The sequence below is a fragment of the Kitasatospora purpeofusca genome (assembly GCF_000718025.1).
In the GTDB taxonomy this organism is placed as follows: domain Bacteria; phylum Actinomycetota; class Actinomycetes; order Streptomycetales; family Streptomycetaceae; genus Kitasatospora; species Kitasatospora purpeofusca.
Genome location: NZ_JODS01000001.1, coordinates 60995 through 87545, shown reverse-complemented (window position 1 = coordinate 87545; position 26551 = coordinate 60995). Strand labels below are relative to the sequence as shown.

Below are 26551 nucleotides of genomic sequence, written 5' to 3'. Positions count from 1 at the left end.
CGAAAGTTCCCTTTCGGGCTGCCCCGACGGCTCGCCGGTACCTCCGCCCGGCCGGAAAATCCGAGGCGGGCGGATGCGGTTCCGATTAGGGTCGCGGACGACCGGTCAGGTGACCCTCGGGGGCTTCGATGCAACGCAACGGACAGGTACTCGTCTTCGACGCGGACGACACGCTGTGGGAGAACAACGTGCTGTTCGAGCGCGTCATCCACGACTACCTGGACTGGCTCCGGCACCCCACGCTCGACCGGGTCCGGCTGCGGGCCGTGCTCGACGACGTCCAGCGGGCCAACGCCGTCACCCACGGGTACGGCAGCCGGATGCTGCTGCGCAGTCTCGGCGACTGCGTGGAGAAGCTGCGCGGCAGGCCGGCCACCGGCCAGGAGCTCGCCGAGATCGAGGAACTGGCCGCCGTCCTGGCCGACCACCGGGTGGAGCTCATTCCGGACGTCGCCGAGACCCTCGCCGTCCTCGGCGGCCGGCACACCCTGCTGATGCTGACCAAGGGCAATCCGGAGGAGCAGCGGCGCAAGATCGACGCCTCCCGGCTGGCGCACCACTTCCGGGCGATCGAGATCGTCGAGGAGAAGGACGTCGCGACCTACCGGGGCTTCGTGGCGGCGCACGGACTCACCCCCGCCGACAGCTGGATGATCGGCAACTCGCCGAAGTCGGACATCCTGCCGGCGCGGGCCGCGGGCATGAACGCCGTCTTCATCCCCAACGACCACACCTGGGTGCTCGAACACAGCGAGCTGGACCCGGCCGACGAGGCGGTGCTGCACCTGCGCGCCTTCCGCGAGCTGCTCGACCACTTCTGAGCACTTCTCAGCGCTTCTTCCGACTGTTCACGACCGTTTCGGACCGATTCCGCCTCCGGAGGAACCACCGCATGAACCCCGCCCCGACCCCGACCGGACGCCCCGCCGAACGGGCGCTCACCGCCCCCACGGTGTCCTGCGTCTTCGTCTGCCACGACGGCAACGGCCGCATCCTGCTGGCCCGGCGCAGCGCCGGCGCCCGGGACGAGCCGGGCACCTGGGACACCGGGGCGGGGGCCCTGGAGCACGGCGAGTCCTTCGAGTCGGCCGTGCGGCGCGAGGTCCTGGAGGAGTACGGCACCGAGGCCCTGGCCGTCGAGACCCTGGGCGTGCGCAACATCCTGCGCGGCGACCCGGTCTCGCACTGGGTCGCGGTCCTGTTCGCCGTCGAGGTGGACCCCGCCCGGGTCGTCATCGGCGAGCCGCACAAGTTCGACGCCCTCGACTGGTTCGCCCCGGACGCCCTGCCCGAGCCCCGGCACTCCCAACTCGCCGAGACCCTGGCCCACTTCGCGGCGGCCCGCTGACCGCAGGTCAGTTGTCGACGAAGGTGAGGCTGGTCTTGTCGTAGCGGGTGCCCGCGACCTGCCCGGCCGGTGCGGCGGCCTCGACGGCGGCGAGGTCCTCGGGGGACAGCTCGACGCCCAGGGCCGCGAGGTTCTCCTCCAGGTAGCGCTGCCGCCGGGTGCCGGGGATCGGCACCACGTCCTCGCCCCGGTGCTGCACCCAGGCCAGCGCGAGCTGGCCGGTGGTGACCCCCTTCGCCGAGGCCAGTTCCTCCAGCTTCGCGACGATCGCCAGGTTCCGTTCGAGGTTGCCGTCGGTGAAGCGCGGCTGGCTGCGCCGTACGTCGGTCTCGGCCAGCCCCTCCATCGAGCTGTACCGGCCGGTCAGGAAGCCGCGCCCGAGCGGGGAGAACGGGACCAGGCCGATGCCGAGCTCGCGGCAGAGCGGGGCGGTCTCCGCCTCCAGGTCGCGGGTCCACAGTGACCACTCGCTCTGCAGCGCGGTGATCGGGTGCACCGCGTGCGCCCGCCGGACGGTGTGCGCGGCCGCCTCCGACAGCCCGAGGTGGCGCACCTTCCCGGCCCGCACCAGCTCGGCCATGGCGCCGACGGTCTCCTCGATCGGCACCTGCGGATCGACCCGGTGCTGGTAGTAGAGGTCGATGTGGTCGACTCCGAGCCGGCGCAGCGACGCCTCGCACGCCTGCCGCACGTAGGCGGCGTCGCCGCGGATCAGGGTGGGCTCGCCCAGCCGGTTGGCGAAGCCGAACTTGGTGGCGATCACCACCTCGTCGCGCCGCCCGGCGACGGCCCGGCCGATCAGTTCCTCGTTGTGTCCGGCCCCGTAGAAGTCGGCGGTGTCCAGCAGGGTCACCCCGAGGTCGAGGGCGCGGTGCAGCGTCGCGACCGACTGCGCGTCGTCCGAGGCGCCGTAGCCGTGGCTCATGCCCATGCACCCCAGCCCCTGTGCGGAGACCGCCAGGCTGCCCAGGTTCCGGGTGGGGATGTCGGTCATGCTGCTGCCTCCTGAGCTCGAATCCTCGTCTGCCCCGGACGCTAGGTGTTCGAGTGCGCTCGAAGTCAATGCGGGAGTGGAAGCGGAGCCCTGGGTCGCCCCGCCGCAGCTCGACGGGCTCGGTGAGGTTGCGTACCCGTCGCAGTGATCGCCGCGCGGCCCGTGCTTTTCCTTCTGGGCGGTTTCCGGGGTCCCAGGGGCCCGGAGGGGCGCCTGCCGGCCGAGGTGGTCACGGAGGGTGACGGGTGGGGTGGGGGAATCGGACTTGAATCTTTGCGAACAGATGTTCGATCCTGGGGGTGTGCCCGTTATCGAATCTGTTTTCGAATCCGCCGCCGAGCGGCAGCCCGCGCTCCGGCCGGTGGCGTCGTCCGCTGCCCCCGGGCGGGGGCTGCTGCCGGTGGTCCCCGCGCTGCGCGGGGTGCTGCCGGAGGGCGGGCTTCGGCGGGGGACGGCGGTGTCGGTGGCCGGCGGGGACGCCGGGCTGCTGCTGGCGCTGGCCGCCGGGGTGCGGGAGACCGACGGCGGGTGGGCGGCGGCGGTCGGGCTGCCCGACCTCGGGCTGGCCGCGGCCGCCGGGTACGGGCTGGACCTGCGACGGCTGCTGGTGGCCGACGATCCCGGCCCGCACTGGGCCGAGGTGGTGTCGGTGCTGGCCGGCGCCGTCGAACTGATCATGCTGCGCCCGGACGGCCCGGTCCCGCCGAACCTGGCCGCCCGCCTGGCCGCCGTCCTTCGGCGCAGCGGCTGCGTGCTGCTGGTGGCCGGGCCGTGGCCGGGGGCCGGGCTGCGGCTGGGGGTGCGGTCCGGGCGCTGGTTCGGGCTGGGGGACGGGCACGGGCAGCTCACCGGGCGGCAGGTGGAGGTGGTGGCCGAGGGGCGCGGCTCGGCGGTGCGCGGGCGGGCGGCCAGGCTCTGGCTGCCGGACGCGCACGGTGCGGTGCGGGCCGTGGAGGAGACGGTCGGCGCCGGGACGGCGGACGTGGTGGGGGAGGACGCGGTGGCGGGGCCCGGAACGGGTCTCGACCGCATGGCGGCGGTGTGAGATGAGTGGTGCGAGTTGACCGGCGAAGAGGTCGCCGGCTCCACCGGGGCGAGTGGCGCGGTCACCCCCCGGGTGCTGGTGGTGTGGTGTCCGGACTGGCCGGTGGCGGCCGTCGAACGTCCGGGGGAGGACCGGGACGCCCCGATGGCGGTGGTCGAGGGCGGCCGGGTGCTGGCCTGTTCGGCGGCGGCCCGGGCGGCCGGGGTGCGGCAGGGGCAGCGGCTCAAGCTGGCCCAGCGGCTCTGTCCGGCGCTGGAGCTGCGGGACCGGGACCCGGAGGCGGAGGCCCGGCGGTTCGAACCGGTGGCCGCCGCGGTGGAGGCGTTCACCCCTCGGGTGGAGGTGCTGCGCCCGGGGCTGTGCGCGATCCCGGTGAAGGGGCCGGCCCGCTACTTCGGCGGGGAGGAGGCCCTGGCGGCGAAGGTCCGGGCGGCGGTCACGGCTGCCCTGGCGGTGTCGACGGCGGTGGTCGCGACGGCGGTCGCGGAGGCCGTGACGGCGGCGGTGGTCGGGCCCCAGGAGCAGCCGGCGGACGGGGAGGTGGGCACGGAGAGAGGGCACGGCGACGGAGACGGCCTGGCCGAGGTCGTCCCCCTGCGTCCTGCCGCCCCCGCGCACCCCGCCGCCCCCGCGCACCCCGCCGATGCCGAGCGGGCCGGGGTCCGGCGGCGGACGGCCGGGGTGGAGGAGCTGTTCTCCGCCGCGCCGCCCGCCCGGGACGGCGCCCGGGGCGGTTTCGCGCGCCCGCCCGCCTATCCGTCGGCGCCCCCGTCGGAACCGGTACCCGGAGCGCCCGGAACCTCCGGAGTGCCCGGAACCCCCACGCCCCCCGCGGTCGCGCCGCCCCTGGGCCTGGTCGGGGTGGCCGACGGCCTGTTCGCCGCCGTGCTCGCCGCCCGGGCCGGGGTGCTGGTCCCCGCCGGGCGGACGGCGGAGTTCCTCGCGCCCTACCCGGTGGCCGCGCTCGGTGACGCCGGGCTGGCCGAACTGCTGGACCGGCTGGGTCTGCCCACGGTCGGGGCGTTCGCCGCGCTGCCCGCCGAGTCGGTGGCCGACCGCTTCGGCCCGACCGGTACGACGGCGCACCGGCTGGCCCGGGGGCTGCAGCCGCGCCCGCTGGTGCCGCGTGCCGAAGGGCCGGACCTCTCCGTCGAGCAGCGCTTCGATCCGCCGGAGCCGCTCGCCGAGCCACTGGTGTTCGTCGCCCGGACCCTGGCCGAGCGGCTGCACCAGCGGCTCGCCGGGGCGGGGCTGACCTGCCAGCGGGTCGCCGTCGAGGTGGTGTGTGCGGACGGCCGGACGGTCGCCCGGTTGTGGCGGCACGAGGGCCGGCTCTCGGCGACGGCGCTCGCCGAACGGGTCCGCTGGCAGCTCCAGGCCTGGCAGAGCACCGGTACGTTCGACCGGGCAGGCGAGAGCAGCCCAGGTGGGATCAGCCCAGGTGGGAGCCGCCCCGGGGACGACCACCCCGGTGAGAGCCGCCCCGAGCCGGGCGGCTTCACCGCGCTGCGCCTCGTCCCCGACGACCTCACCCCCGACCAGGGCCGCCAACTCGCCCTCTGGGGACAGGCGGTGGCCGACGACCGGGTGGAGCGCGCGGTGGCCCGGGTGCAGGCGGTGCTCGGGCACGCCGGACTGCGCCGGATCGAGCCGGCCGGCGGACGGGGGCCGGACGACCAGGTGGTCCGGGTGCCCTGGGGCGAGCCGTACGACCCGGCGGCGCCCGCCGACGCGCCGTGGCCGGGCCGGGTCGGCGGGCTGCGGGACGTCTGGCCGTCCGTCGTGCACCGGGTCCCGGTACCGGCGACGGTCCTGGACGCGGCCGGGCGGGCGGTGACGGTGGACGGCCGGGCGGGGGTGTCGGCCCGGCCGGCCGTCGTGGCGGTGCGCGGGCGGGAACTGCCGGTGGAGGGCTGGACCGGGCCCTGGCCGGCCGTCGAGTACTGGTGGGACCAGGCCCGGGCCCGCCGCCGGGCCCGGTTCCAGGTGACGGTGGCGGACGGGCGGGCGCTGCTGCTCACGGTGGAGGGGGGTGCCTGGTTCGTGGAGGCCGGGTACGACTGACGGCCCGGACGACGCGGGCCGTCCGAGCGGGGGGACCGAGCGGGGGGACCGGAGAACGAACGAGAGATCGAAGGCACCACCCCGATGGGATTCACCAGTCATCCCTCCGTCCCCTGGAGCGAGCTGCACCGGCGCATGGCCGCCGCTGCCGGGGGCGCTGTCGTGCCGCTGCGCCCGGGCCCGACGGCGAAGGCCGCCGACCCCGCAGACCCCGCCGCTGCCACGCGCCCCGCCGAGCCGGCCGCCGCCGGGCCCGCCTGGGCCGAGCTGCACGTGCACTCCGCCTTCAGCTTCCTGGACGGCGCCAGCGACCCCGAGGCGCTGGTCGCCGAGGCCGCCCGACTGGAGGTCGAGGCGCTCGCGCTCACCGACCACGACGGCCTCTACGGCGTGGTCAGGTTCGCCGAGGCGGCCCGGGGCACGGGCGTGGCGACCGTCTTCGGGGCGGAACTGACGCTCCGTCAGGAAATGGGTGACGGTGTCGAGCACCTGCTCGTGCTGGCCCGCGACCCCGAGGGCTACCGCCGCCTCTCCGCCGTCATCGGGGCGGCCCAACTGGCAGGTGGGGCCAAGGGGAAGCCGGTCTACGACTTCGCCGCCCTGGCCGAGGCGCACGGCGGCCACTGGGCGGTGCTCACCGGATGCCGCCTCGGCCGCGTCCCGGCCGCCCTGGCCGCCGCCGGCGCGGCCGAGCCCGACAGCACTCCTGCTCCCACCGCCGACCCCGAGCTTCAACTCCGCATCCTTGCCGAGGCGTTCGGCCGGGACAACGTCCACGTCGAGCTGATCGACCAGTGGCTCCCCGGCGACGACCTGCGCAACGACGCCCTCGCCGCGCTCGCGGCCCGACTGGGCCTGGCCACCGTCGCCTCCACCAACGCCCACCACGCGAGCCCCGCCCAGGGCCGCCTCGCCCAGGGGCTGGCCGCCCTGCACGACCGCCGCACCCTCGCCGGTGCGGCGGGCTGGACGTCCGCCGCCGGCACCGCCCATCTGCGCTCCGGCCGTGAGATGGCGGCCCGGCTGGCCCGCTTCCCCGGTGTCCGGGAGGCGACCGTGGACCTCGCCCGCGCCTGCGCCTTCGACTTCGCGAGCCTGGACCCGGAACTGCCCGGCTACCCCGTCCCGCCCGGCCGCACCGAGATCGGCCATCTCCGCGCACTGGTCGCCGAGGGCGGCCCGGCCCGGTTCGGACCGGCGAACGGTCCGGCCCGCCGCCAACTCGCCCGCGAGCTGGACGTCATCGAGGACCTCGACCTGGCCGGCTACTTCCTGATCGTCCACGACATCGTCGACTTCTGCCGCCGCGAGGACATCTGGTGCCAGGGGCGCGGCTCGGCGGCGAACTCGGCGGTCTGCTTCGCGCTCGGGATCACCGCCGTCGACCCGGTGCACTACAAGCTGCTCTTCGAGCGCTTTCTCTCCACCGCCCGGGACGGGCCGCCGGACATCGATCTCGACATCGAGAACCGCCGCCGCGAGGAGGTCATCCAGTACGTCTACCGCCGCTACGGGCGCGAGCACGCCGCCCAGGTGGCCAATGTGATCACCTACCGGCCCCGGCTGGCACTGCGCGACGCCGCCCGGGTGCTCGGCTACCCGCAGGGGCAGGTCGACGCGTTCAGCCGGCAGGCGGACTTCCGCTCGCCGCCCGGCGAGGACGCCGTCATCCCCGCCGACGTGCTCTCGCTCGCCGGACAGCTCCACGGCCTGCCGCGCCACCTGGGCATCCACTCGGGCGGCATGGTGCTCACCCGGGAGCCGATCGCCGAGATCTGCCCGACCGAGTGGGCCCGGATGCCGGGGCGTTCCGTGCTGCAGTGGGACAAGGAGTCGGTGGCCGGCGCCGGGCTGGTCAAGATCGACCTGCTCGGTCTCGGCATGCTCGCCGCGCTGCACGACACCTGTGACCTGGTCGCCCGCCACCACGGCCGGCACTACGACCTGGCGACCATCCCGGACGACGACAAGGGCGTGTACGCGATGCTGCGGCGGGCCGACACGGTCGGGGTCTTCCAGGTCGAGTCGCGCGCCCAGATGGCCACCCTGCCCCGGCTCAAGCCGGACCACTTCTACGACCTGGTGGTGGAGGTCGCGCTGATCCGGCCCGGCCCGATCCAGGGCGGCTCCGTCCACCCCTACCTGCGCCGCCGGGCCGGGGTGGAGCCGGCCGGCTGCCCGCACCCGCTGATGGAGAACGCGCTCGGCAAGACCCTCGGGGTGCCGCTGTTCCAGGAGCAGATGATGCAACTCGCCATCGACTGCGCCGGGTTCACCCCCGCCGAGGCGGACCGGCTGCGCCAGGCGATGGGCGCCAAGCGCTCCCACGAACGGGTCGCCCGGCTGCGCGAACGGCTGCTGGACGGCATGGCCGAGCGCGGCATCCCGCAGCAGGTGGCGGAGGACGTCTATGTGAAGATCGAGGCCTTCTCCAACTACGGCTTCCCGGAGAGCCACGCGATCAGCTTCGCCTATCTGGTGTACGCCAGCGCCTGGCTCAAGTACCACTATCCGGCGGCCTTCACCTGCGCCCTGCTGGCCAACCAGCCGATGGGCTTCTACTCGCCGCTCAGCCTGATCTCGGACGCCCGGCGGCACGGCGTGCGGGTGCGCGGGGTGGACGTCAACGCCAGCGGTCCTGCGCCCACCCTGGAGCCGTACCGGGGGCCGACGCCCGCGCCGCCGCTGACCGCCGGCCTGCCGCAGCCCGCGATCCGGCTCGGCCTGGACACCGTGCGCGGCATCGGCACCGCGCAGGCCGAGGCGATCGCGGCCGGGCGCCCGTACGCGGACCTGGAGGACTTCGCCCGCCGGACCGGCCTGCCGGCGCCGGGACTGGAGGCGCTGGCGGCGGCGGGCGCGTTCGGCTGCTTCGGGCTCGGGCGGCGGCAGGCGCTCTGGGCGGCGGGCGCGTTCGCGGGCGTCTCGGCGGACCTCATCCCGGGCACGACGCCCGGCACCGAGGCGCCGGAACTGCCCGCGATGACCCCGATCGAGGAGACCATCGCCGACCTCTGGGCCACCGGGACGTCCGCGAGCAGCCATCCGCTCCAGCACCTGCGCGCCCATCTGGACCGCGGCGGCGCGCTCCCGGCGGAGCGGCTCCCGGACGTGCCGGACGGGACGGCGGTGGTGGTCGGCGGCCTGGTCACCCACCGGCAGCGGCCGCCGACGGCGGGCGGGGTGCTCTTCATCAGCCTGGAGGACGAGACCGGGCTGATCAATGTGATCTGCAGCCGGCCGGTCTGGGAGTCCCAGCGCCGCACCGCCCTCGACCGGGCCGGACTGCTGGTGCACGGGCACATCGAACGGGACCGGGGCGCGACCAATCTGGTCGCCACCCGGCTCGCCCCGCTGCGGATCGGGCTGTGAGGGCGCCGGATCGGGCTGTGACGGCGCCGGATTGGTTCGTGCCATGATCGTCCCCATGGAATCGACGCCGTCGCCGACCCCACCCCCGTCCGCCGTCGTCTCCCGGACCTCCGTCCGGGTGGGGCTGCTGCTCGCGGCGGGCGTGCTCGCGACGGCCGGATGCGGCAGCACCCCGGCGACCGGGGCGGGCGGGGGAGCGCCGGGACCGGCGCGCAGCATCGGCGACGCGCCCCTCGCGGTCACGCCGACCCCTGCGCCCACACCGACCCCTGCGGTCACGTCTGCTCCCGCACCCGCCGCGAGTACCGGGTCCACCCCGGGGCCCGTCCGGGCGGTGCCCCTGCCGGGTTCCGCGCCGAGCGCCACCCCGGCCCCGCCGCCCGTCTGCTCCCCCGAAGGCGTCGCCCTGACCGTCGGCGAGGCCGATGCCGCGATGGGCCTGCGGGTGCTGCCGGTCCGGCTGACCAACTGCGGTACCCGCCCCTACAGCCTCAACGGCCACCCCGCCGTCCGGGTCCTGGACGCCGAACGCGCCCCGCTCGCCGTCACCGTCAAGCGCGGCTCGGCCGGCATCGCCACCCTGGCGAACTTCGACGCGGCGCCGAAGTCGCTGACCCTGCAGCCCCGCGAGTACGCCGAGTTCCAGCTGGTCTGGCGCAACACCGTGACCGCGGGCGACAAGGCCTCCGACAACGGCCGCTACCTGGAGGTCGCCCCGCTCCCCGGCCGCCCCCGGCTGACCGTCCCGGCCGACCTGGACCTCGGCACCACCGGCCGGCTCGGCGTCGCCCCCTGGTCCGCGCCCGCGCGGTAGGGTCCCAACACCCCCGCCCGCCGGGCGAGATGGCGGCACCGGGACAATGGCCCCATGTCCGAACAGTACCTCTCGGCGTTCGCGGTCGACGGCGACGCCCTGCTGCGCACGGTCGGCTCCGGCGAGGAGGCCTTCGTCCGGGCCGCGCTGGACCGGATCGCACCGCTGACGGCGGCCCACCGGCTGCTGCGGGCCACCGATCCCGCCGAGGTGGAGCCCGCCCTGCGGGAGATCGCCGACGGCCGGCTCGACCCCGCACGCCCCGGCGGCTACGGCTGGCTGCTGGAACTCCTGCTGCCCGGGGCCGGTGACACCCTCGGCGCGGCGATCCTGCCGGGGCGCGGCTGGCACGAACTCACCGACACCTTCCGGGCCTGGGGGCTGCCGGCCCTCGCCGGACTGTGGGCGCGCCCCTGGCCGTGGCCGCGCACCGAGGTGTCGGACGGCGCTCCGTGGCCCTTCCCCTGCTTCGCGGCCGGGTCCGAACTCGACCGCGTCCACGGTGAACTGGCCGGCTTCGACACCGACCGGATCCACGAGGAGCCGGAACTCCTGCCGGGCGGGGACGAGGACGCGGCCGAGGAGGTCGAGTGGCTGGTCGCCGAACTGCTCCCGGAGTGGACGGCGGGTGCCCGGGAGCGGGGGCTCGGGCTGCTGATCCTGCGCGACGGCGGCAAATGACCGTGCGCGGGTGCCGGTGGGCGGATGACCGCACGCGGACGAACGTGCGGGGATGACCGGCGCGGCGCAGTCGTGGGGGGTGCCTGCGCCGCACCGGGGTTCATGGGGGACCGGTGGTCGGATCCGACTGGTCGGACAGCCGCCTGGTCAGAAGGCGGGCTGGTCGCCGAGCTCGACGATCTTCAGATCGCGCACCCGCACGGTGTACCAGACCTCCTGGCTGCCGCCCCCGCCCCAGAACTCGGTGAGCCGGACGGAGGCGAAGCCGTACTCCTCCTTCACCTGCTGGACCGACCAGTCCACCGGGACGTTCTGGGCGCGGAACACCGGATCGGCGTCGTGCTGCTGCGCCCAGGCGTCCAGCCGACGGTCGAGCGCCGGGGCGAGGAAACGCTTGCGCACCTCGGACGGCTGCTCGCCACTGGTGCCCAGCACCGCCCGCCGGTACTCCTCGAAGAAGGTGACCACCTGGTGCGCGGCCGGCGTCCCTGCCCGGACCTGGGCCGACACGACCGCCGCGGCCGGCCCCGGGGGCAGCGCGAACGCGGCCGGGGCGGAGGCGGCCAGGAGGCCGCCGACGGCGAGCAGGGCGACGGAGCCGGCCAGGGCGGTGCGCCTCGGGTTCGTTCGCTTCATGCCGGGATTCCATCATTCGCCGACGAACTCTGTATATCGCTGGAACGTGTGGTTTACCTTTCGGGCGAGGGTATTTGACGACTGATCTGCTAAAGCGAGAATCCGCTCCGTCGCCCCTTGCCGGGCGGGCCGGCGAAGGCCTGGGCGATCGGCAGCCAGGCCGTCGCCACCTCTCCGACGGCGGTCAGCGCGAGGTCGTCCCGGTGCCGCCGCTGGGTGACCAGCAGGCAGAAGTCCAGGGCCGGACCGGTCACCCGGTCCACCGCCCCCTCCGGACCCCAGGTCCACAACCCGCCCTCCGGAGACGTCAGTTCGACCCGCACCGGGGCCTGCGGAGCGGGCAGCCCGTGCACCGTGAACGCGAAGCCCAGGGTCCGCACGCCCAGGTGCGCGACGTGCCGCAGCCGGGCGCTCGGCTCCCGGACGGCGCCGAGCGCGTCCGCGACGTCCTGCCCGTGCGCCCAGGTCTCCATCAACCGGGCGGTGGCCATCGACGGGGCCTTCATCGGCGGCCCCAGCCACGGCAGCCTGGTGTCGGCCGGCACCGCCGCGAGGGCCGTCGCGAGCCGTTCCCGGCCGGCCCGCCAGCGGGTCAGCAGCGCGGCCGGCTCCTCGGCGGCCCCGCGCGCGGCGCCGTCCTCGACCGGGTCCGCGCCGGCCGCCAGCAGTTCGCCGAAGATCCGGCGGGAGTCCGCGACGAAGGCCTCGGGGTCGCGCGCGGCCAGCGCGGACCAGTCGTCCGTCCAGGCCAGGTGGGCGATCTGATGGGCCACGGTCCAGCCCGCCGCGGGCGTGTCCAAGGCCCAGTGGTCCGGTTCGAGGCCGGCGACGAGCCCGTCCAGCACCTCGCTCTCGGCCCGCAGGTCGGCCAGCAGTCCGGTCAGCACGGACGACTCCCCGGGAACGTTCGGGTCCGTCATGGATCTCCCTCTCGCAAGCTCGGAAACCTGGAACACACCGCGGCGCGCCACCCTTGGTGACCCGCCGGTAACCTCGCGCCCGCACCCTACGCCGCCCGGCGGCCCCGCACCCGGAACTCCACCGAACCCGCGCTCCGCACCCCTCCCCACGGGCGGGAGCCCGTGTGACAATCGCGCGGTGACGACCGCCCCGACCGCCCCGGGCCCGCCGACGAGCGGCCCGCCGAGGAGCGCCGTGCCGAGGAGCGGCGCGCCCGCGCCGGACGGCCCCGCCGCGCCGGACGACCTCGCCGCCCGGGCCGCCGCGCTGGTCCGGGACGCCGTGCTCGGCGACCTCGCCCGCCGGGTGGTCGCCGACTGCGGCGCCGACGTCGGCCTGGTCGGCGTGCCGGACCGGGAGCCGGCCGGACCGGCCGCCGAGGGGATGGTGCTGCGGCACTGGGCCGGCACCCGGGCGGACCTGCTGCACGGCCTCGCCGTCCCGGCCGGGACCGGCCTCGGCGGCCGGGCGCTGGCCGAACGGGCGCCCAGCTGGGTGCCCGACTACCGCGCGGCCACCACCATCTCGCACCACTACGACGCCGCCGTCACCGCCGAGGACCTCTACGCGATGCTCACCGTGCCGCTGCTCCACCACGGCGCGGTGCACGGCGTGGTGTACGCCTCGCTGCGCGCGGTGGTGCCGTTCGGGGACGTTCGGATCGGCGCGGTGACCCGGCTCGCCGAGGCCGCCACCCGCGCCCTGGCCGGGGCCGCGGCCTGGTGCGGGGCGCCGGCCGCCGACCCCGCGCCGCGAGGGCCGGGACCGTCCGCCCCGTCCGCCCCGCCCGCCCCGAGGTTCGCCCCGCCGCTCACCCGGCGCGAGCACGAGGTGCTCCGCTGGGCGGCGACCGGCCGGACCAACCCGGAGATCGCCGCCCAGCTCGGCCTCACCTGCAACACGGTGACCGGCTACCTGAAGAGCGCGATGCACAAGCTCGGCGTCCGCAATCGCACCGAACTCGCCCTCACCGCCCGGGAGTCCGGACTTCTGAACTGAAAACCTCGCCGGGGAGGCTCAGTTGACGCGGCGCTCGCGCCCCGCCCAGTACGGCTCGCGGAGCCGGAACTTCTGCAGCTTCCCGGTGGTCGTCCGGGGCAGCGACTCCCGGAACTCCACCGAGGTCGGCGACTTGTACCCGGCCAGCCGCTGCTTGCAGTGCGCGATGAGGTCCGCCTCGCCGACCTCGGTGCCCGGCTTCAGCACCACCAGGGCCTTGACGGTCTCGCCCCACTTGGCGTCCGGGACGCCGATCACCGCGGCCTCGGCCACCGCCGGGTGGTCGTACAGGCAGTCCTCCACCTCGATCGAGGAGACGTTCTCCCCGCCGCTGATGATGACGTCCTTCTTCCGGTCCGAGATGGTCAGATAGCCGTCGGTCAGGGTGCCGCCGTCGCCGGTGTGGAACCAGCCGTCCCGGACCGCCTCGGCGGTGGCCTCCGGCTGCTGCCAGTAGCCCGCCAGGACGACGTTGGAGCGGACCAGTACCTCGCCCTGCTCGTCCACCCGGACCTGGTTGCCGAGGGCCGGGGCGCCGGCCTGCACCAGCTTCTCGGCCCGCCGCTCGGCGGGCAGTTCGTCCCACTCGGCGCGGGTGCGGTTGACCGTCACCACCGGCGAGGTCTCGGTCAGGCCGTAGATCTGCATGAACTCCCAGCCGAGTTCGGACTCCATCCGCTGCACCACCGAGGTGGGCGGCGGCGCGCCGGCGACCACCATCCGCACCCGGTCCCGGCCGGGGACCGGCCCCTCCCACTCGGCCGCCGCGTCCAGCACCATCTGCACCACGGCCGGCGCGCCGCACAGGAAGGTCACGCCGTGCCGTTCGACCCGGCGCAGGATCTCCGCGCCGTCGACCTTCCGCAGCACCACGTGCCGCGCGCCCAGTCCGGTGAGCGAGAACGGGAAGCCCCAGCCGTTGGCGTGGAACATCGGCAGGGTGTGCAGGTAGACGTCCCGGTCGCTCGCCCCGAAGTGCAGGGCCATCAGGTTCGCGTTCAGCCAGATGTTGCGGTGGGTGAGCTGAACGCCCTTGGGGCGCGCGGTGGTTCCGCTGGTGTAGTTGACGGTGGCGGTGTCGTTCTCGTCGACCGGGTACCGGCGGGGCGCGTGCTCGAAGTCGTACAGCAGCCGGTCGCTGTCGGCGCCGATCACGAACTTGTGCTTGGCGACCACCCCGGCCAGCGGCTCGGCCAGCTCCGGATCGACCAGCAGCACCGAGGCGCCGCTCTGCTCGACGATGTACGACACCTCCTCCGCCTTGAGGCGGAAGTTCACCGGCACCAGCACCCGGCCGTGCCCGCTGACACCGAACATCGAGGTCAGCAGCCGCGCCGAGTTGTGCGACACGACCGCCACCCGCTCACCGGGGCCGACCCCGAGCCGGTCCAGCCCGGCCGCCTGCGCCCGGGCCAGCTCGGCCACCCGTCGGTACGTCAGATCGCCCCAGGATTCGGCCGGTTGCGCCGATTCGTCGACGATGCCGACCCGGTCGCCGTAGACCAGCTCGGCCCGGTCGAGGAAGTCCATCACGGAGAGTGGAATCTGCATGCGCCCACTGTCCTCCGCCCACCGCCCCCTGCACACCCCCGATCGGGGGTGTCACCCGGAAGGGGTCCGGGCCGTGCCAGCAGCGGCCTCGGCGCCGGCGATCGCCGCGGCGAGCCGGTCCCGGGTCTCGGACTGGGCGGCGATCCGGCGTTCCAGCACCGCCAGCCGGTCCCGGGCGATCCGCAGCGCGCCGGCCGACGGCGGCCCGAACGCCTCCTGGTCCAGGCAGCCGAGGAACGGCCGGACGTCCTCCAGGGTGAACCCGGCCTCCAGCAGCGAGCGGATGTTGCGCACCCGGGTCACCGCCGACTCCTCGTACACCCGGTAGCCGTTGGCGGCCCGCCCGGAGTCGATCAGTCCGGCCTGCTCGTAGTGCCGCAGCGCCCGGGCGGTGGTCCCCGTCGCCCGTGCCAGCTCGCCGATCCGCACCCGCGCGGCCCCCGTCCTTCCCCGGCGCTCATCCGACCACGGCGCCCCCGTCCACCGGGAAGACTACGCCGGTGACGAAGGAGGCCTGCGGCGCGGCGAGTTGCGTGACGGCCCAGGCCACCTCGGCGGCCTCGCCGATCCGGCCCAGCGGGGTGTGCGCGAGCTGCCAGGCGCGCAGCTCCGCCCGCCGTTCGGGGCCGATCCCGGCGTGCTCGGCGATCGGTGTCTCGATCGCGCCCGGTGCCACGGCCACCACCCGGATGCCGCGCGGGGCCAGTTCCACCGCCCAGCTGCGGGTCAGGGTGTCGACGGCGGCCTTGCTCGCGGCGTAGACGGAGTTGGCGGGCCAGCCGCGCAGGCCGACGGCCGTGCTGACGTTGACGACCACGCCCCGGCTGTCGGTGAGCGCGGGCAGCGCGGCCTGGGTCAGCAGCACGGGCGCCGTCAGATTGGTGGCCAGCAGCGCGGCGACGCCCTCCGGGGTGTAGCTGCCGAGTGTCGCGTGCGGGGCGATGCCCGCGTTGTTGACCAGGACGTCCAGTCGGCCGAAGCGTTCCAGCGCGGCCCCGACGATCCCCGCCGGGCCGTCCGGCGCCGTGATGTCGGCGACCAGCGGCACGATCCGCCCCGGCGCCCGCTCCGCCGTCCCCGCCAGCGGTTCGGCCCGCCGTCCGACCGCCAGCACCCGCGCCCGCGGGTCCTGCTCGGCGAAGGCCCACGCCGTCGCCCGCCCGATCCCGGTCCCCGCGCCGGTGACCACCACCACCCGTACCCGCTCCGCCACGGCCCCGTCCGTTCCCGTCGTTCCGTTCATGCCCGCAAGCCTGCGACCCTGACGCCGGTGTCAAGGTCAAGCGCCGTTCCGTGAACGGCGGGGCCCCGGCGGTGGTCGTGAGCCGGAGCCGGGGCTTCCTCTTGCTGAGCCGGCGGCGAACAGGCGGCGAACACGGCTCGCGGGGGAGGCGCGGCCTCCGTTCCGCTGCTAGGAAGGGCGGCAGGACCGCAAGGACATCCGCACGGGGAGAAACACCGATGACCGACCACCGTTCCGACAGCTCCGCCGGCTCCGACGGCCTCTACGAGGCGATCGGGGGCCTCGACGCCCTCCGGAGACTGAGCGACACCTTCTACCAGGGCGTGCTCGCGGACCCGCTGCTCGCGCCGGTCTTCGCCGACTTCACGCCCACCCACGTCGAGCACGTCGCCGTCTGGCTGGCCGAGATCTTCGGCGGGCCGGACCGCTTCACCACCGACCTCGGAGGCCACCAGTCCCTGCTCCGCGCCCACCTCGGCCTCGCCATCACCGAGGAGCAGCGCACCCGGTGGATGGAGCTGATGGCCGAGGCCGTGCACAAGGAGCTCCCCGAGGGTGAACTGCTGCGCCGCCGTGTCCTGGAGTACTTCGACTGGGGGACCCGGATCGCCAAGGACGTCTCGGCCTCACCGGCCGGCACCGACCTCGGTGACCCGGGCCCCACCCCGCGCTGGGGCTGGGAGGGCCTCAAGTAGGCCCCCGGAACCGCCCCCGGAGCGGCCGCCGGGCACCGCCGGCGGCCGCGAAACCCGGTTGGACGAGAGGGGCCTGACGGGTCACAGTGGGCGCATGGCTTCTCTTGTGCGACATGTGACGTTCGACTGCGCCGACCCCCACTCCCTCGCGGTGTTCTGGGCGGAGGTGGTGGACGGCGCCCTGGGCGAGGGCGACGTGCCCGGTGACCCGGAGATCGAGGTCAACTCGGAGGGCGTCTCGCTGCTCTTCATCCGGGTCGAGGAGGGCAAGGAGGTCAAGAACCGGGTCCACCTCGACCTGGTGCCGAAGGACCGCACCCGGGACGAGGAGGTCGAGCGCCTGGTCGCCCTGGGCGCGAAGCAGTTCGAGGACCACCGCCGGCCCGACGGCGCGGGCTGGGTGACCCTCACCGACATCGAGGGCAACGAGTTCTGCGTGGTGCGCAGCGCCGCCGAGCGGGCCGCCACCGGCACCGCCTGAGCGGCCGCACGCAACGGCTACCCGACGGCCGCCCGCCAGGTCCACGAGGTCCGGCGCGGGCGGCCGTCGAGTTCGCCCCGGCCGGTGCACCAGAGCAGCACCTCCGCCGGCTCTTCCCCGGCGGGCGCGTCGGGGAAGAGCCGGGCGAGCACCGCCGCCGCGAGCCGCTCCGGGGGCCGCCAGTCCAGGCCCAGCCCGAGGGCGATGTCATGGGTGTGCAGCAGGGTCTCGGCGACCCCCATCGCGGCGAAACCGGCCGGGTCGCACGGCCCGTAGTGCCAGGCCCGCAGCTCGGGCGGGGCCGCGTCCAGGGCGGTGGCCAGCAGGTGCGCGGCGGCCGTGACCACCGTGAGCACCTCGGCCGGCCCGGCGTCCGGAGACACGGTGAGGTCCAGCGGCAGATAGCGGTCGGTGGGCCGGGCGGCGAGCTGTCCGGCGTAGGCGAGCAGGTCGTGGGCGATGTGGGCGGCGGTCTCCCGGCAGCTCCACTCCAGCGGCCCGGCGGGGGCGGCCCAGTCCGCGCCGTCGGCTGCGGCGGCGGGCCCGAGCACGGCGGTCGCCGCGTCGAGTGCCGCCCGAACATCGGCGCCGTTCATCTGATGATCGGTCATCGCCCCACCGTCTCACGCACGCCACCGTCTCGCGCACGCCGCTGCCCCGGGATCGACCGCCCGCGCCCGGCCCGGTCAGCCGACCTGGATCGAGCGCTTCGCCAGGCCCATCCAGAAGCCGTCGATCACGGTGCGCTGGCGGTCCAGTTCGCCCTCGGCGGCACCGAGGGTGACGAACAGCGGGGCGAAGTGCTCGGTCCGGGGGTGGGCCAGCCGGCCGGCCGGCGCCTTCTCCTCGAAGTCGAGCAGCGCGTCGAGGTCCTGGGCCTCCAACGCCCGCCGGCCCCAGTCGTCGAACTCGGCCATCACCGAGGTGATCCGGCCGTCGCTGCTGAGTGCCCGCAGGTTGTGGGTGAAGAAGCCGCTGCCGACGATCAGCACGCCCTCGTCGCGCAGCGGGGCGAGCCGGCGGCCGATCTCCAGCAGCCGCTGCGGGTCGAGGGTCGGCATGGAGACCTGGAGGACGGGGATGTCCGCCTCCGGGAACATCTCCACCAGCGGGACGTAGGCGCCGTGGTCGAGGCCCCGGTCGGGGATGTCCTGGACCGGCGTGCCGGGGGCGCGCAGCAGCTTCCGCACGCGCTCGGCGAGCTCCGGTGCGCCGGGGGCGGCGTACCGGACACGGTAGTAGTGCTCGGGGAAGCCCCAGAAGTCGTACACGAGGGGCACGGTGGTGACGGCGCCGAGCGCGAGCGGGGCCTCCTCCCAGTGCGCGGACACCATCAGGATCGCCCTGGGCCGGGGCAGGTCGGCGGACCAGGCGGCCAGCTGACCGGGCCAGACCGGGTCGTCGGCGAGCGGCGGCGCGCCGTGCGACAGGTAGAGGGCGGGCATGCGGCCGGTTGCGGCGGTACTCATGGCGGTTCTTCTCCTCCGGCCCTCGGGGTGCTCGGGGTGGTCCTCGGAAGGGCGGTCCGGGCAAGTAGTTCAAATTTGAACTCTCGACTGATTTCGACCGTACACCTTCGTTCGAATTTGAACAATAGGAGTACGATCACCTCATGCCCTCCACCTCGTCCGCACCTTCGGCGCCCCCCTCCGCCGCCTCCCCGTACGAGCCCCGGTGGCTCGACGAGGAGGAGATGGCTGCCTGGCGGAGCTTCGTCACCGCGAGCAACCTCCTCAACCGCCGCCTGGAACGCCAGCTCAAGGAGGACTCCGGTCTCTCCCACACCCAGTACGAGATCCTCGTCCACCTCTCCGCCGCCCCGGCCGGCTCGCTGCGCATGACCGAACTGGCGGACAAGCTCGTCACCTCCAAGAGCGGCCTGACCTACCAGGTCACCCAGCTGGAGAAGATGGGGCTGGTCGGCCGGCGCTCCTGCCCGAGCGATGTGCGCGGCGTCTTCGCCGAACTCACCGACCAGGGCCGGGAGCTGCTGCGGGAGGCCGCCCCCGGCCATGTCGCGCTGGTCCGCGAACTGCTGATCGACGTGCTCAGCCGGGAGCAGCTCGCCGTGCTGGCCGACGGCCTCGGCCAGGTCAGCGCCCGCCTCCGCCTCGACGACGCCCTCTGAGCCGGGCCGCGCCCGCCGCACCGTCCGCGAGTCGTCCGCCCTTCGAGCCGCCGGGTCCCGAGGACACCCCCGTCGTCCTCGGTACCCGGCTTCCGCCCGTCCGGCCTCTGCCCCGACGCTGTCCCGATCCCGTCGCGCCCTCAGCTCCCGGCCGGGGCCGCCTCCGTCGCGCGGGCGAGCAGCAGCTCCCGCTCCCGCTCGTTGCGGGTCAGCCCCGCCGCCCGCTCGAACTCCGCCCGCGCCTCCGCGCCCCGCCCCAGCCGGGCCAGCAGGTCGCCCCGGACGCTGGGCAGCAGGTGGTACCCGCGCAGCGCCGGCTCCTCGGCCAGCGCGTCCACCACCTCCAGCGCGACCGCCGGACCCTCGGCCATCGACAGCGCCACCGCCCGGTTCAGCTCGACCACCGGGGACGGCGTCAGCGCCATCAGCCGCCCGTAGAGGGCGGCGATGGTCTGCCAGTCGGTGTCCTCGTAGCGCACGGCCCGCGCGTGGCAGGCCGCGATCGCCGCCTGCACCGAGTACGGGCCGGTGCCCGCCCGCAGCAGGGCGGCGAGCCCGCGCCGGATCAGCAGCCGGTCCCAGCGGGCCCGGTTCTGGTCGGCGAGCAGCACGGGCCGGCCGTCCGGGCCGGTGCGGGCCGCCGTCCGGGAGGCCTGGAGCTCCAGCAGCGCCGCCAGCCCGTGCGCCTCGGGCTCCCCGGGCATCAGCGCGGCCAGGACCCGGGCGAGGCGCAGCGCGTCCTCGCAGAGCGCCGGCCGCAGCAGGTCGTCCCCGGCGGTGGCCGAGTACCCCTCGTTGAAGATCAGATAGATGACCTCCAGGACGGAGGAGAGCCGGGCCGCCCGCTCCGCCCCGTACGGGACCTCGAACGGTATCCCGGCCTGCGCCAGCGTCCGCTTGGCGCGGACGATCCGCTGGGCGACCGTGGGCTCCGAGGAGAGCACGGCCCGGGCGATCTCCGCCGTGGTGAGCCCGCCGAGGAGCCGGAGCGTCAGCGCGATCCGGGCCTCGGCGGACAGCACCGGGTGGCAGACGGTGAAGATCAGCCGCAGCAGGTCGTCGTCGATGTCGTCCGGCCCGGCCGGTTCCGGCGGCGGGACGTCCTCCAGGGACCGCCCGACCTCGGCGAGCTTGCGGGCGTAGGTCTCCCGGCGGCGGACCAGGTCGACCGCGCGGTGCTTGGCGGTGGCCATGAGCCAGGCACCCGGACGGTCCGGGACGCCCGACCCGGGCCACTGCTCCAGGGCGGCGACCAGGGCGTCCTGCGCCAGCTCCTCGGCGATGCCGACATCGCGCACGATGCGGGTGACCCCCGCGATGATCCGGGCGGACTCGATCCTGAACACGGCCTCGACCGTCCTGGCCGTGTCCGCCCCGGCGGCTTCCGTCGCACCGGCTTCCGTCCTACCGGGTTCCGGCCCACCGGCTTCCGTCCTACCGGGTTCCGGCCCACCGGCTTCCGTCGCACCCGCGTCGCGCTCCGTCACGATCACCCATCAGAGCAGTCGCGGCCCGGGCGGGCAAACCGTCCGCCCGCCCGGCGGTCCGCCCGTCGCGCCGCCGCCCGGCCTGCCCCGTCCGCCCCGTCACGCCTCCGGCGGCGTGGCGGCCTCGTCGATCTGCCGCAGCTCGGCGCCGACCGTCCAGCTCCCCGGGTGGACCTCCAGGAAGCGCCGGGTCCACTCGACGGCCTCGGCCATGTCCTTGCACTGGATGATCGCGTAGCCGCCCACGACCTCCTTGGTCTCGGTGAACGGCCCGTCGGTGGCGGTCACCTTGCCGCCCTCCCAGAGCAGCCGGGTGCCCTCCTTGGTGGGCAGCAGTCCGGCGGTGTCCAGCATCACCCCGGCCTTGGTGATCTCCGCGAACAGCGCTCCCATCCGCTCCTCGAACGCGGGGTCCATCTCGAAGTTCTGGGACTGCTGCTCGTCGATGCGGATCAGGCTCATGAAGCGCGGCATGGTACTCACTCCTCGTCGGTGCGGGCGGGGCTTCTCCCCGCCGCTCACCCCTGCGTCGAACGGAGGGCGTCCGTTTCGACAGCCGGCCGGAAAATTCTTCCGACGGATTCCGCCCCCGGCCACCGGAGCATCCGGCGTGCCTGCGCGGCGACGCGCGAAGGCGCCGCCGCACGGGTGTATCGGACCGGGCCGGGTCTCCGCTACGGTGGCGGCGGATACACCGATGTATCCGATGCGCTGATGTATCGAGGTGGGCTGTGGCGGCGACGGATGCGGCACCCGGGCCCGGCGGCGTCCGGGTGACCGCGCGCAGGGCGCGGACGAGGGCCCGGCTGCTGGAGGCCGCGTTCGGCGTGTTCGCGGCCAAGGGGTTCGGCCGGGTGTCGATCGAGGAGGTCTGCGAGGCCGCGGGGTTCAGCCGGGGGGCGTTCTACTCGAACTTCGACACCCTGGAGGAGCTGTTCTTCGTCCTCTACGAGGAGCGGGCCGAGCTGATCGCCGCCCAGGTCACCGGGGCGCTCGCGGCGCGGGCCGGGGACACGGACGTGGCCTCGCTGGTCGAGCGGGTGACCGGCGTGCTGCTGCTGGAGCGCGACTGGCTGCTGATCAAGACGGACTTCCTCGTCGCCGCCGCCAGGGACCCCCGGACCGCGCGGACGCTGCTGGAGCACCGCCGGCGGCTGCGGGAGCTGATCGCCGAACGGCTGGCCGAGGTGGCCGCCGAGCGCCCGCTGCCCGAGGTGCTGGGGGGCGCCGAGGGCGCGGCCCACGCGGTGATCGCCGCCTACGACGGTGTCACCACCCAGCTCCTGCTGGACCGCGACGTCGAGCACGCCCGGGCCTGGCTCCGGCAGCTGCTGCTCGCCCTGCTCTCCGCCGACGGACCCCGCTGACGGGTGCCCCGCTCCTCCCCGTCTTTCCTGTCTTCCCCTGTGTCCCCGGCCGGACCAGCAGGACCGGCCGGTCGCCCGAAGGATGGAGTGTTCCCATGGACGCCGATGTCATCGTGGTCGGAGCCGGACTCGCCGGGCTCGTCGCGGCGCGCGAGCTCACCGCGCGGGGCCGACGGGTCGCGCTGCTGGACCAGGAGAGCGCCGCCAACCTCGGCGGCCAGGCCCACTGGTCCTTCGGCGGGCTCTTCCTGGTGGACTCCCCGGAACAGCGACGGCTCGGCGTGAAGGACTCCGTCGAGCTGGCCTGGAACGACTGGAGCGGCAGCGCCCGCTTCGACCGCCTCGACGACGAGGACTCCTGGGCGGTGCGCTGGGCCCGCGCCTATGTGGACTTCGCCGCCGGCGAGAAGCGCGCCTGGATCACGGAACGCGGGATCAAGCTGACACCGCTGGTGGGCTGGGCCGAGCGCGGCGACCTGCGCGCGGACGGCCACGGCAACTCCGTACCGCGCTTCCACGTCCCCTGGGGCACCGGCACCGGGGTGGTGGGCCCGTTCGTGCAGGACGCCCGGCAGGCCGCGGCCGCCGGCCTGCTCACCTTCCACCACCGCCACCGGGTCGACGAGTTGGTGGTCCGGGACGGGGCGGTGACGGGCGTGCGGGGCACCCTGCTGGCGCCGGACCCGGCACCGCGCGGCGCCGCCTCCAACCGGGAGCCGGCCGGGGAGTTCGAACTCACCGCCCAGGCCGTGATCGTCACCACCGGCGGCATCGGCGGCGACCACGAACTCGTGCGCCGCCACTGGCCGGAGCGCATGGGCACGCCCCCGAAGAACATGATCACCGGCGTCCCGGCGTACGTGGACGGGCGGATGCTCGACATCAGCGCCGCCGCGGGGGTGCGGCTGGTCAACCGCGACCGCATGTGGCACTACACCGAGGGCATCCGGAACTGGGACCCGGTCTGGCCCGGACACGCGATCCGCATCCTCCCGGGCCCGTCGCCGCTGTGGTTCGACGCCCTCGGACGTCGTCTGCCGGAGCCCTGCCTGCCCGGCTACGACACCCTGGGCACGCTCCGGCACCTGCGCACCACCGAGGACATCGCGGGGTACGACCACTCGTGGTTCGTCCTCACCCAGCGGATGATCGAGAAGGAGTTCGCGCTGTCGGGCTCGGAGCAGAACCCCGACCTCACCAGCGGCGACCGCAAGGCCGTCCTGCGCGAGCGCCTCCTCGGCAGCGGGGCACCCCGGCCGGTGGAGGCGTTCAAGCGGAACGGCGCGGACTTCGTCGTCGCCGCCACCCTGGAGGAACTGGTGGCGAAGATGAACGGCCTGACCGAGGAACCGCTGCTGGACCCGGCCGTGCTGCGGGCCCAGATCGAGTCCCGGGACCTCCAGATCGCCAACCCCTTCAGCAAGGACGCCCAGATCCAGGGCATCCGCAACTCCCGCCGCTACCTGGGCGACCGGCTCAGCCGCACCTCCGCCCCGCACCGCGTGCTCGACCCGGCGGCGGGCCCGCTGATCGGCGTCAAGCTGCACGTCCTGACCCGGAAGACCCTCGGCGGCATCCAGACCGACCTCGACTCCCGCGCCCTCGGGCTCGACGGGCGGCCGGTCGACGGCCTGTACGCGGCGGGGGAGGTGGCCGGGTTCGGCGGCGGGGGCGTGCACGGCTACAACGCCCTGGAGGGCACCTTCCTCGGCGGCTGCCTGTTCTCCGGCCGCGCGGCGGGCCGGGCGGCGGCGGAAGCGGTGGCCTGAGGTACCCGAGGGGTGTGACGGCGGGGGCGGACCCGGTGGTCGGGCCCGCCCCCGCCGTCGCACCCGGGGCGGTCAGAACATCCGGGCCTGGGTGACCCGGTTCAGGTGGATCAGCACGTCGTAGGCCCGGCCGATCGCCAACTCCGGCCGGGGGTCGGTGAGGTAGACCGATCCGGCCTCGTAGGTGGGGCGGGAGACGTTCAGCCAGTCGCGGGCCGCCCGGGGCGCGGTGCGCAGATCGACGTAGTAGTCCCGGTAGCGGACCCGGTCGAGGGTGTGCTCGTTCATCTCCGGCGTGGCCGGCGGGACGGTGACGGCCTTCCAGGCGTCGGTCAGGATCCCGTCGTTGGTGAGGAAGGAACCGCTGTCGAAGGTGAAGCCGACGGCCACGTAGTCCTTGCCGTAGGTGTCCCGCAGGTGGGAGCCCTGCGGCTCGGGGTACAGGAAGGTGTCGGTGGCCAGGTAGCCGGCGTGCCCGTTGTGCGCCGACAGCAGCACCTTGCCGCCGGTCCGGCGCTCCCACCAGGCGGTGTTGTCCGCCATCGCCCGGTCGCGCAGCTGCTCCGCGGCGGAGACGGAGGCCGGGTCGGCGAGGTCCAGGGCGGCGAACTCGAAGGTGTCGGCGATGTTCCGGGCGTGCTGCACGGCCCACACGCGGGCGTCCCCGTCGGCACCGCTGGCGCTGACCAGGTCGAGGGCCTGCCGCGCCTTGGCGGCGTTCTCCCGGCGCTCGGCGACCGGCTTCTTGAGGTACGCCATGGTGTCGTCGAACGGCCGCAGCCCGGCGTAGAGCCCGTCGAGCTGGGGGAGCGCGTCCGGCCGGGCCTCCCGCAGGTAGGAGGCGACCCGTTCGAAGATCCGGTCGCCGAGCCTCGGGGCGCCGATGTCGTCGCCCAGGAAGTGGACCGGGTTCCGCGGGTGGCTCCGGTTGTAGGAGCGCATCCAGGCGATCAGGTCGGCGAACTCCTCGCGGTCCCACGGGCTGCCGCCCAGGGCCTCCTTGACCACCTGCCGCGCGTCGCCCGGGCCGCCCTGGACGTACTCCTCGATCTGCAGGCCGCTGGTCCAGCTGGTCTCCAGGGCGAAGGTGGTGAAGCCCTTCTCCTCGACCAGGTAGCGGAACAGCCGCTGCTTCATCGCGAAGAACTCGTGCGAACCGTGGGTGGCCTCGCCGAGGCCGACCACCCGGGCGTCGCCGATCATCGCGCCCAACGCCCGCAGGTCCGCGGTGCGGCCGCCCGGTTCGGTCGTCCGCAGCGGTTGGGCGACGCTCTCCAGCGCTCGCACCACGGCGGAGCGCTGCGTCTGCGTCGGGTCCGCGGCCGCAGCCGTGGCCGCGGACCCGGCCGTCGCGGGGGTCACCGGCGCGGCGACCGCCGCCACCGGGGCCAGTACCGCGGCGGCGGCCAGTGCCGCCGTCGCCGCCAGCACCCCGCGCCGCCCGAACCGCTTGTTCCCTGCCATCTTGTGATCACTCCTCGACCCGACGGACCGCCGATGACCTCGGCGTTCGATGAGTTGATCTTCGCCGCGGCGGGCCCCGCGGCGCGCTGGGGAGGGCCGCCGTCCTTGCTGGGGGAAACCCCCCGTCCGGATTCGGTGGCGGGCCCCCGACCGGCGGCGGCCCCTCCGTCCGTTACCGCGCGCGGGCGACGGACGGACCCGCGCGCGGGGGCAACGGACGGAGCGACGGGTGCGACGCGTTACGGGCGGCCGTGCCGCACGTCGGCGTTCTTCTCCGGGCGCAGCTCGGCCGCCAGCGGTTCGGCCTTCGCCCGCTTCACCGCGAGCGCGCGGGCCAGGTCGAACGCCGCCACCGGGTCGTCCTGCTTGCGCCACGGCTCGGCACCGCACCAGGGGCCGATCGCCCGGAACTGCTCCAGCGCCACCTCGTACGACTCCACCTCGCCGGCGAAGTGCGCCAGCAGGTGCCGCAGCTGCGGCATCCGCTCGTCGTCCGGACGGACCTGCCGCAGCTGGGCGGCGAGGTTGTCGATCCGCCACTTGGTCCGGTCCGCCGCCAGCGTGCCGGCGATGGAGCGGCGCTCCTCCAGCTCGGCGAGCGCGTGCAGGTAGATCCCGCCCAGCGGGCTCCCGGGCGGCGCCGCGTCCATGGTGCGCTCGGCGAAGGCCATCATCTTGTCGTTGGACCCGAACCACTTGGCGCACCAGTACTGCATGGCCTGCCAGTGGCCGTCGTAGTGGTACCAGGCGCGCTTCACCAGCTCGTCCCACGCCTCCTGGAACTGCTCCGGGGTGAACTGCGCCCCGCGCGCCGCCGTCACGATCACCACCCACGGGCCCGGGTTCGCCGGGGCCAGCAGCGCGGCCCGGCGGGCGGCCTCGATCGCGGCCGGCAGCAGCTCGACGAAGCTCTTGATCGCCTCGTCACCGACCTCGTCCCGGTAGCCGGAGCCGCGCACCTCCCAGGCGCGGTGCACCATCAGCTTGGCCTCCAGGGTGGCGGCGTCGCAGTCGCCCGGTTCGGCGGCGCGCCAGGCGGTCAGCCAGCTGTCGCCCTCGGCCGCGACCGCCGCCAGCAGGCCCAGCCGGGACCAGCGCTCGTCCCAGTGGTCCCCGGCCTCGGCGACGTACGCGGCCGCCGGGCGCCAGTCCCCGGCCCAGGCGGCGTCGGCGATCGCCTGCGAGCGCTCGCGCTGCTCCAGCGGGGTCGGCGGGCCGGACCGGGTCGGGTCGAGCCGCTCGCGCGGCGGCATGCCGTAGGCCGCCGGGTCGAAGCCCTCCCGGGCCCACTTCAGATGGTTGCGCCGCCGAAGGAAGCGGTAGACGAGGTAGGCCACGAAGGCCAGGAGGATGATCAGCAGACGTATCACGAGGGCGAATCATGGCTGGTGGGACGGTGTGCGTGCAAAGCGATAACCGCTCGCCGAATGCGGCGTTCCATGGAAGCATCCGC

Annotated in this window: 25 protein-coding genes; 13 read left to right on the top strand and 12 right to left on the bottom strand. The window is 74.8% G+C overall.

Annotated features, from left to right (window positions below; translation table 11 throughout):
* Window positions 1-128 precede the first annotated feature (128 nt).
* Both IF01_RS0100415 and IF01_RS0100410 read left to right on the top strand, forming a co-directional pair.
* On the top strand, window positions 129-821 hold the full coding sequence (locus tag IF01_RS0100415; protein ID WP_030391151.1) for an HAD family hydrolase: 693 nt from the start codon (window positions 129-131) through the stop codon (window positions 819-821).
* A gap of 71 nt (window positions 822-892) precedes the next feature.
* Window positions 893-1348 (top strand): NUDIX domain-containing protein, encoded by a 456-nt coding sequence (locus tag IF01_RS0100410; protein ID WP_030391150.1) that lies wholly within the window; start codon window positions 893-895, stop codon window positions 1346-1348.
* Window positions 1349-1355: 7 nt separating this feature from the next.
* Here IF01_RS0100410 and IF01_RS0100405 read toward each other — a convergent pair whose 3' ends face one another.
* Entirely contained in the window at window positions 1356-2342 is a 987-nt protein-coding gene (locus tag IF01_RS0100405; RefSeq protein WP_030391149.1) for an aldo/keto reductase, read from the bottom strand.
* Between the two features lie 301 nt (window positions 2343-2643).
* On the opposite strand from IF01_RS0100405, the gene imuA' reads away from it, so the two are divergent.
* The 5 genes from imuA' (at window position 2644) to IF01_RS0100380 (ending at window position 10318) form a co-directional block, all read left to right on the top strand.
* A complete protein-coding gene (imuA', locus tag IF01_RS41085; RefSeq protein ID WP_157855128.1) occupies window positions 2644-3387 on the top strand; it encodes a DnaE2-dependent mutagenesis accessory factor ImuA' in 744 nt (247 codons plus the stop codon).
* 15 nt (window positions 3388-3402) lie between these two features.
* Window positions 3403-5451 carry a DNA polymerase Y family protein gene (locus tag IF01_RS49180; protein ID WP_051754781.1) on the top strand — a complete coding sequence of 683 codons (2049 nt, stop codon included), beginning with the start codon at window positions 3403-3405 and terminating at the stop codon, window positions 5449-5451.
* Window positions 5452-5535: 84 nt separating this feature from the next.
* Window positions 5536-8823 (top strand): error-prone DNA polymerase, encoded by a 3288-nt coding sequence (locus IF01_RS0100390; protein ID WP_030391146.1) that lies wholly within the window; start codon window positions 5536-5538, stop codon window positions 8821-8823.
* 55 nt (window positions 8824-8878) lie between these two features.
* Entirely contained in the window at window positions 8879-9637 is a 759-nt protein-coding gene (locus IF01_RS45115) for a DUF4232 domain-containing protein (RefSeq protein ID WP_157855127.1), read from the top strand.
* A gap of 54 nt (window positions 9638-9691) precedes the next feature.
* The gene (locus tag IF01_RS0100380) at window positions 9692-10318 is read left to right on the top strand and encodes a DUF7691 family protein (RefSeq protein WP_030391144.1); all 627 of its coding nucleotides are present in this window, start codon (window positions 9692-9694) and stop codon (window positions 10316-10318) included.
* Window positions 10319-10465: 147 nt separating this feature from the next.
* Here IF01_RS0100380 and IF01_RS43380 read toward each other — a convergent pair whose 3' ends face one another.
* On the bottom strand, window positions 10466-10954 hold the full coding sequence (locus IF01_RS43380; protein ID WP_051754779.1) for a hypothetical protein: 489 nt from the start codon (window positions 10952-10954) through the stop codon (window positions 10466-10468).
* Window positions 10955-11043: 89 nt separating this feature from the next.
* Window positions 11044-11874, bottom strand: a complete 831-nt coding sequence (locus IF01_RS0100370) for a TIGR03084 family metal-binding protein (RefSeq protein WP_030391142.1) — start codon at window positions 11872-11874, stop codon at window positions 11044-11046.
* 178 nt (window positions 11875-12052) lie between these two features.
* On the opposite strand from IF01_RS0100370, the gene IF01_RS0100365 reads away from it, so the two are divergent.
* Complete coding sequence (locus tag IF01_RS0100365; protein WP_078879536.1) at window positions 12053-12913, top strand: helix-turn-helix transcriptional regulator; 861 nt, start codon at window positions 12053-12055, stop codon at window positions 12911-12913.
* An 18-nt stretch (window positions 12914-12931) separates the two neighbouring features.
* Here the strand turns inward: IF01_RS0100365 and IF01_RS0100360 are convergent, their stop codons facing one another.
* Genes IF01_RS0100360 through IF01_RS0100350 form a run of 3 tightly spaced genes read right to left on the bottom strand, consistent with a single transcriptional unit; the run spans window position 12932 to window position 15707 of the window.
* Complete coding sequence (locus tag IF01_RS0100360) at window positions 12932-14464, bottom strand: AMP-binding protein (protein ID WP_030391140.1); 1533 nt, start codon at window positions 14462-14464, stop codon at window positions 12932-12934.
* A 51-nt stretch (window positions 14465-14515) separates the two neighbouring features.
* Complete coding sequence (locus IF01_RS0100355) at window positions 14516-14893, bottom strand: MerR family transcriptional regulator (RefSeq protein WP_030391139.1); 378 nt, start codon at window positions 14891-14893, stop codon at window positions 14516-14518.
* Between the two features lie 28 nt (window positions 14894-14921).
* Window positions 14922-15707 carry an SDR family NAD(P)-dependent oxidoreductase gene (locus IF01_RS0100350; RefSeq protein WP_037778593.1) on the bottom strand — a complete coding sequence of 262 codons (786 nt, stop codon included), beginning with the start codon at window positions 15705-15707 and terminating at the stop codon, window positions 14922-14924.
* A 218-nt stretch (window positions 15708-15925) separates the two neighbouring features.
* Between IF01_RS0100350 and IF01_RS0100345 the strand changes: the two genes are divergently transcribed.
* Window positions 15926-16402, top strand: a complete 477-nt coding sequence (locus IF01_RS0100345; protein ID WP_051741891.1) for a group II truncated hemoglobin — start codon at window positions 15926-15928, stop codon at window positions 16400-16402.
* Between the two features lie 94 nt (window positions 16403-16496).
* Complete coding sequence (locus IF01_RS0100340; protein ID WP_030391136.1) at window positions 16497-16883, top strand: VOC family protein; 387 nt, start codon at window positions 16497-16499, stop codon at window positions 16881-16883.
* A gap of 17 nt (window positions 16884-16900) precedes the next feature.
* On the opposite strand, the gene IF01_RS0100335 is transcribed toward IF01_RS0100340, so the two are convergent.
* Both IF01_RS0100335 and IF01_RS0100330 read right to left on the bottom strand, forming a co-directional pair.
* The gene (locus IF01_RS0100335) at window positions 16901-17494 is read right to left on the bottom strand and encodes a maleylpyruvate isomerase N-terminal domain-containing protein (RefSeq protein WP_244215391.1); all 594 of its coding nucleotides are present in this window, start codon (window positions 17492-17494) and stop codon (window positions 16901-16903) included.
* Window positions 17495-17569: 75 nt separating this feature from the next.
* Window positions 17570-18352: a dioxygenase family protein gene (locus IF01_RS0100330; RefSeq protein ID WP_030391134.1), complete on the bottom strand. Its 783-nt coding sequence runs from the start codon at window positions 18350-18352 to the stop codon at window positions 17570-17572.
* 143 nt (window positions 18353-18495) lie between these two features.
* Here IF01_RS0100330 and IF01_RS0100325 point away from each other — a divergent pair, with 143 nt between their 5' ends.
* The gene (locus IF01_RS0100325) at window positions 18496-19011 is read left to right on the top strand and encodes a MarR family winged helix-turn-helix transcriptional regulator (protein WP_051741889.1); all 516 of its coding nucleotides are present in this window, start codon (window positions 18496-18498) and stop codon (window positions 19009-19011) included.
* Between the two features lie 140 nt (window positions 19012-19151).
* Here the strand turns inward: IF01_RS0100325 and IF01_RS0100320 are convergent, their stop codons facing one another.
* Window positions 19152-20357, bottom strand: coding sequence for an RNA polymerase sigma factor (locus IF01_RS0100320; RefSeq protein ID WP_030391132.1), 1206 nt, complete (start codon window positions 20355-20357; stop codon window positions 19152-19154).
* 240 nt (window positions 20358-20597) lie between these two features.
* Window positions 20598-20972, bottom strand: coding sequence for a YciI family protein (locus IF01_RS0100315; protein WP_030391131.1), 375 nt, complete (start codon window positions 20970-20972; stop codon window positions 20598-20600).
* A gap of 257 nt (window positions 20973-21229) precedes the next feature.
* On the opposite strand from IF01_RS0100315, the gene IF01_RS0100310 reads away from it, so the two are divergent.
* Together IF01_RS0100310 and IF01_RS0100305 are read left to right on the top strand one after the other, a co-directional pair.
* Window positions 21230-21865, top strand: coding sequence for a TetR/AcrR family transcriptional regulator (locus IF01_RS0100310; RefSeq protein ID WP_051754778.1), 636 nt, complete (start codon window positions 21230-21232; stop codon window positions 21863-21865).
* A gap of 95 nt (window positions 21866-21960) precedes the next feature.
* Entirely contained in the window at window positions 21961-23634 is a 1674-nt protein-coding gene (locus IF01_RS0100305; RefSeq protein ID WP_030391129.1) for an FAD-binding dehydrogenase, read from the top strand.
* Window positions 23635-23706: 72 nt separating this feature from the next.
* Here the strand turns inward: IF01_RS0100305 and IF01_RS0100300 are convergent, their stop codons facing one another.
* Together IF01_RS0100300 and IF01_RS0100295 are read right to left on the bottom strand one after the other, a co-directional pair.
* A complete protein-coding gene (locus tag IF01_RS0100300; protein WP_030391128.1) occupies window positions 23707-25098 on the bottom strand; it encodes an erythromycin esterase family protein in 1392 nt (463 codons plus the stop codon).
* Between the two features lie 239 nt (window positions 25099-25337).
* Complete coding sequence (locus IF01_RS0100295; RefSeq protein ID WP_051754777.1) at window positions 25338-26468, bottom strand: hypothetical protein; 1131 nt, start codon at window positions 26466-26468, stop codon at window positions 25338-25340.
* Window positions 26469-26551: the final 83 nt, after the last annotated feature.

Excerpts from the sequence above, each read along its gene's own strand:
- IF01_RS45115 (WP_157855127.1), top strand. The coding sequence starts at position 8,879 with ATGGAATCGACGCCGTCGCCGACCCCACCCCCGTCCGCCGTCGTCTCC.
- IF01_RS0100300 (WP_030391128.1), bottom strand. The coding sequence starts at position 25,098 with ATGGCAGGGAACAAGCGGTTCGGGCGGCGCGGGGTGCTGGCGGCGACG.
- IF01_RS0100350 (WP_037778593.1), bottom strand. The coding sequence starts at position 15,707 with ATGAACGGAACGACGGGAACGGACGGGGCCGTGGCGGAGCGGGTACGG.
- IF01_RS0100335 (WP_244215391.1), bottom strand. The coding sequence starts at position 17,494 with ATGACCGATCATCAGATGAACGGCGCCGATGTTCGGGCGGCACTCGAC.
- IF01_RS0100345 (WP_051741891.1), top strand. The coding sequence starts at position 15,926 with ATGACCGACCACCGTTCCGACAGCTCCGCCGGCTCCGACGGCCTCTAC.
- IF01_RS0100360 (WP_030391140.1), bottom strand. The coding sequence starts at position 14,464 with ATGCAGATTCCACTCTCCGTGATGGACTTCCTCGACCGGGCCGAGCTG.
- IF01_RS0100405 (WP_030391149.1), bottom strand. The coding sequence starts at position 2,342 with ATGACCGACATCCCCACCCGGAACCTGGGCAGCCTGGCGGTCTCCGCA.
- IF01_RS0100340 (WP_030391136.1), top strand. The coding sequence starts at position 16,497 with ATGGCTTCTCTTGTGCGACATGTGACGTTCGACTGCGCCGACCCCCAC.
- IF01_RS0100325 (WP_051741889.1), top strand. The coding sequence starts at position 18,496 with ATGCCCTCCACCTCGTCCGCACCTTCGGCGCCCCCCTCCGCCGCCTCC.
- IF01_RS0100410 (WP_030391150.1), top strand. The coding sequence starts at position 893 with ATGAACCCCGCCCCGACCCCGACCGGACGCCCCGCCGAACGGGCGCTC.
- IF01_RS0100305 (WP_030391129.1), top strand. The coding sequence starts at position 21,961 with ATGGACGCCGATGTCATCGTGGTCGGAGCCGGACTCGCCGGGCTCGTC.
- IF01_RS0100370 (WP_030391142.1), bottom strand. The coding sequence starts at position 11,874 with ATGACGGACCCGAACGTTCCCGGGGAGTCGTCCGTGCTGACCGGACTG.
- IF01_RS0100330 (WP_030391134.1), bottom strand. The coding sequence starts at position 18,352 with ATGAGTACCGCCGCAACCGGCCGCATGCCCGCCCTCTACCTGTCGCAC.
- IF01_RS0100315 (WP_030391131.1), bottom strand. The coding sequence starts at position 20,972 with ATGCCGCGCTTCATGAGCCTGATCCGCATCGACGAGCAGCAGTCCCAG.
- IF01_RS0100390 (WP_030391146.1), top strand. The coding sequence starts at position 5,536 with ATGGGATTCACCAGTCATCCCTCCGTCCCCTGGAGCGAGCTGCACCGG.
- IF01_RS43380 (WP_051754779.1), bottom strand. The coding sequence starts at position 10,954 with ATGAAGCGAACGAACCCGAGGCGCACCGCCCTGGCCGGCTCCGTCGCC.
- IF01_RS0100415 (WP_030391151.1), top strand. The coding sequence starts at position 129 with ATGCAACGCAACGGACAGGTACTCGTCTTCGACGCGGACGACACGCTG.
- IF01_RS0100380 (WP_030391144.1), top strand. The coding sequence starts at position 9,692 with ATGTCCGAACAGTACCTCTCGGCGTTCGCGGTCGACGGCGACGCCCTG.